The 4028-nt window shown below is 74.0% G+C and carries 4 protein-coding genes; all 4 read left to right on the top strand.

The window, feature by feature from the left end; genetic code table 11:
• Window positions 1–872: hypothetical protein (locus ACLEQD_RS38490; protein WP_410390826.1), on the top strand; the 872-nt coding region annotated here is incomplete at its 5' end.
• Window positions 873–939: 67 nt separating this feature from the next.
• Window positions 940–2094 carry a DUF1015 family protein gene (locus tag ACLEQD_RS38485; RefSeq protein ID WP_410390824.1) on the top strand — a complete coding sequence of 385 codons (1155 nt, stop codon included), beginning with the start codon at window positions 940–942 and terminating at the stop codon, window positions 2092–2094.
• Window positions 2095–2889: a tRNA1(Val) (adenine(37)-N6)-methyltransferase gene (locus tag ACLEQD_RS38480; RefSeq protein WP_410390823.1), complete on the top strand. Its 795-nt coding sequence runs from the start codon at window positions 2095–2097 to the stop codon at window positions 2887–2889. It abuts the gene before it with no gap.
• A 104-nt stretch (window positions 2890–2993) separates the two neighbouring features.
• Entirely contained in the window at window positions 2994–3962 is a 969-nt protein-coding gene (locus tag ACLEQD_RS38475; RefSeq protein ID WP_410390822.1) for a hypothetical protein, read from the top strand.
• The last annotated feature ends 66 nt before the right edge of the window (window positions 3963–4028 follow it).

Below are 4028 nucleotides of genomic sequence, written 5' to 3'. Positions count from 1 at the left end.
GAGACGCCACCGCGCTCGAGCCTGCGCCGCCGCCGGAGGACACCGGCGTGTTCCTGGACGGCCAGCGCCGCCGGGGGCCGTTCCTGTCCGGTCCCGGCAGCATGCGCTTCGTGCTGCACCACACGGCGCTGGGCGCGCTGGGCGGCTTCTTCACGCAGGCGTTCTCCAAGGACTTCAACTTCGACCGCAGCTCGCGCGAGTCGATGCTCGCGGGCACGCTCATCGGCGCGGGCCTGGGCTTCGGCGCCTCCGCGTGGTGGCAGTTCAACAACTGGGTGGACACGCCCATGGCGAACTTCACCGTCCTCAACTCGGGGATCGGCGGCATGTTCCTCGCGGGCTTCATGGACCTCCTCACGCAGGACGCGGGCGTGCTCACCTGGTCCGCGTTCCTGGGCGCGGAGCTGGGTGCGTGGCTGACGGCGGGCATCGGCGGCGGGCAGCTGCCGCTGTCGGACGGCCTGCTGGTGGCCTCCGGCGCGGGCTGGGCGGCGGCGTACAGCGCGCTGTTCCTCGCCATCGTGCACTTCTCCGGGACGTCCATCTCCGGCAAGACGTGGAAGGACCTGCTGCTCATCTCCCCGGGCGTGGGCGCGGGCGTGCTGGCCCTGGCGACCATGCGCTACAACCCGACGGCGTCGCAGATCCTCCGCGCGGACCTCTTCGGTGGCGGCGTGGGCGCGGCGGTGCTGCTCATCTCCGGCCTGGTGCTGGGCGGCTTCAACCAGTCCACCCCCTACGTGCTGTCCTTCCTGGGCTCCGCGGGCGCCATCACCACCGTGAGCCTGCTGTGGGAGGAGAGCGTGGACCGGTCCGCCGTGCGCAGCTCGCACGGCGCCAAGGACCGGCCCTACAAGAACGTCTGGTGGTAGACGGCCTGGAGGACGGGCGGGCAGGCGTCATGGCACGCGGGGGAGGGCGGCATCACCTTTCCCCGGTATGGCGCGCGTCCTCCCGTTCTCGGCCCTCCTGACCTCGCTGGGCTCCTCGCTGGAGCCCGGGGACGGTCCTCCTCGCGGAAACGCGGCCCCGCTGCCCACGCACGTGCGGCCCCTGCTGGAGGCCGCCAACCCGAGCGCGGAGCTGCGCCGGATGCGGGACTCGGGCGGGCTGTTGAAGGACGCGCGTCCGGCCCTCTACGTCGTGGAGCTGCACGGCCCCGCGGGCCGGTTCTCCGGCCCGCCGGTGCGCTACCTCTTGTGCGCGCTGACGCCGGACGCGGTGCCGTCCCTGGAGCAGGACCCGTACCGGCCCCGCGCGTGGGAGGTGGAGCCCGCCGTCACGCTGGTGGCGGATGACCACGGCGCGCTCCGGGCCCTGCTGGCGGAGGCCGCCGAGCGCGGCAGCTCCGTCTGGAAGGGGAGCTACGACGGCAACCCGGTGTCGCTCTTGCGCATCGAGCCGTCCCCGGTGTCCAAGCGCCTGCAGGCGGTGCTGGACGAGGCCCCCATGCGGCCCCTGGCGGCCCTGAGCGAGCAGGGCCAGACGCTGGCGGCGGTGGTGCCCCTGTCCGAGCCGGGCCTGGAGCTGTGCCCCATCCACCGTGCCCTCAAGGGCGTGGAGACCTTCCAGGAGGAGACGTTCCTCACGCTGGTGGCCGCCTACGCGCGCGTGACGGAGCTGGACGCGCCCCTCACCACGCCGCAGGGGCTGGCGGCGGCGCGCGAGCGGCTGGCCACGCTGGTGCCCGGCCAGCACGCGGTGCTGCTGGTGCTGCCCGGAGGCCGGGGCCGCATCCTGCGCTTCCGGCAGGGCCTGGACCTGGCGCACCTGAAGGGCGCCCCGCGAAACCCCACGCTGCGCAGCCTGGACCTGGCGCTGCTCAACGCGCTGGTGCTGCGCACGGTGCTGGGCATCCAGGAGCCGGAGGCGTCCGGACATCCCCAGGTCTTCCCGGTGCACGGACTGGACGCGCTGGTGGCGGGCGTGGAGGCCGGCACGTTCCAGGCGGCTTCGCGCTCAACCGCCGCCGGTGTGGGAGGTGCGGGCGGTGATGGAGGCCCAGGCCACGCTGCCGCCGCGCACCCTGCGCGTGGAGCCGCGCGTGCCCGCGGGCCTGCTCTTCCTGGATCCCGAAGTCTGACGGCCCCTTGAGTGCGTGCGCTGACCGGCACCGCGCAGGACTGGCCCCTCCGGGTGCGGCTGCGGTTGGAGCCGGGCCCGGGGGAGACGCTGGACGCCATCTGCGGCGGGGAGGTGCAGGTGCTCCAGCGGCGGCTGGGCTACCGCTTCACGCTGGACCCCGTGCTGCTGGCGCACTTCGCGGTGTTCGAGGCGGGCGCGCACCGCGGAAGGCTGCTCGACCTGGGGACCGGGTGCGGCATCATCCCGCTGGTGCTGGCCCGCCGGCTGGGGAGAGCGGACCTCACCGCGCTGGAGCTGCAGCCCGGCCTGTTCTCCCTGGCGGAGCGCAACGTGTACCTGAACCGCTGCGAGGGCGCGGTGACGCTGGTGCAGGGCGACCTGCGGCACGTGGCGGAGACCTTCACCGCGAGCAGCTTCGGCCACGTGCTGTGCAACCCGCCCTACCGCGCGCGCACCGCGGGCCAGAGCAACCTGTCCCAGGAGAAGGCGCTGGCGCGGCATGAGATTGCCTGCGAGCTGCCGGACGTGGTGCGCGCGGCGGCCTACCTGCTGGTGCCCCGGGGCGGGCTGTGCATGGTGTACCCGGCGTCGCGCTTCAGCGAGCTGGTGTCGGTGCTGCGCACGCAGCAGCTGGAGCCGCGCACCGTGCGCATGGTGCACCCGCGCGCGGACCGGCCCGCGAAGCTGGTGCTGCTGCACGCGGTGAAGGGCGGCCGGGCGGACCTCACCGTGCTGCCGCCGCTCGTCGTCCACGCGGACGAGGATCAGGCCTTCACGGACGAGGTGAACGCCATGGTGGGCTGACGCACGCCGCGCGCTTTCGCTTCACCCGGAGTGGGGCGGGGCGGGGTAGGCTCTCCGGCCCCAGGGCTGGGAGCGGCGGCCCCGTCTTGCGAAGGCAGGGTGTGATGCACGTGGACCTCCGCCGTGCCGTGCGGTGGCGACTCCAGGCCCTGGGCTGCTGGGCGGTGGCGGCGTTGCTGCTGGGCTCCAGCGCGCGGGCGCAGACGCAGGCGGACCGGCTCTACCTGGGCATCGGCGTCTCCGGCGGAGGCTCGCTGGCGGCCGGGGACGTCCACGTCAAGGAGCGGCGGAGCCTGGAGCTGCGCGTGCCGCTGCCGCCGCTCGTGCTGGGGCGCACGTACCTGTTGCCCTCGGTGGGATACGAGACGCGGTGGGTGGGCGCGGACGTGCCCGTGGCGGGGGAGGACGCGGTGGAGCGGCGCTTCCACCGCATCCAGCTGGGGCTGACGCTGGTGCGTCCCGTGGTGCCTCGCTGGCTGCTGATTTCCGGCGTGACGGGCAGCACCCGCACGGACTTCGGGTCCTCCTTCGACCTGGCGCTGGACACGTCGTGGGTGGCGTTCGCGCTGGCCAGCCACCAGCTGGGGGACACGCCCGGCTTCGCGGTGACGTTCGGCGTGGTCGCGCTGTGGCCCTTCGACAGGCTGCCGGTGATCCCCATCCTGAACCTCACCTACAACCGGGGACCGTACGTCGTGGAGGTGGGCCTGCCCCGGCTCACGCTGCTGCGCAGGCTGGGCGACACCGTGGAGCTGGGGCTGGTGGGAGCGCTCGACCTGCAGGTGCTCCGCACCCGCTTCGAACCGGAGCTGCGGGCCGTGGGCGCCAGTTACCTGCGCGAGACGCAGGTCCGCGTGGGGCCCACGGTGAACGTCCACCTGGGCCGCGACGTGTGGCTGAGCTCCTCCGTGGGCCTGGCGTTGATCAACGACTACGCGCTGCTGGATCGCCAGCGCGACAGCCTGGACATCCCGGGGCTGGACCTGGGGCCCGCGCCGTATGGCCGCGTGGTGCTCGGCTGGCGTCCGGGGCGCCCGCGGGCGAAGGCGCGGGGCGCTCGCCCCGCGCCATGAGGTGAGGCGCCGCGGGGCGGACCTACTTCGCCTCCTCGGCCTGCGGCGGCGTCTGCTCGCGCGGCG

This window comes from Corallococcus sp. 4LFB, assembly GCF_046520365.1.
In the GTDB taxonomy this organism is placed as follows: Bacteria; Myxococcota; Myxococcia; order Myxococcales; family Myxococcaceae; genus Corallococcus; species Corallococcus caeni.
The sequence above is the reverse complement of the archived record's forward strand: the minus strand, read 5'-3'. Positions and strand labels throughout refer to the sequence as shown.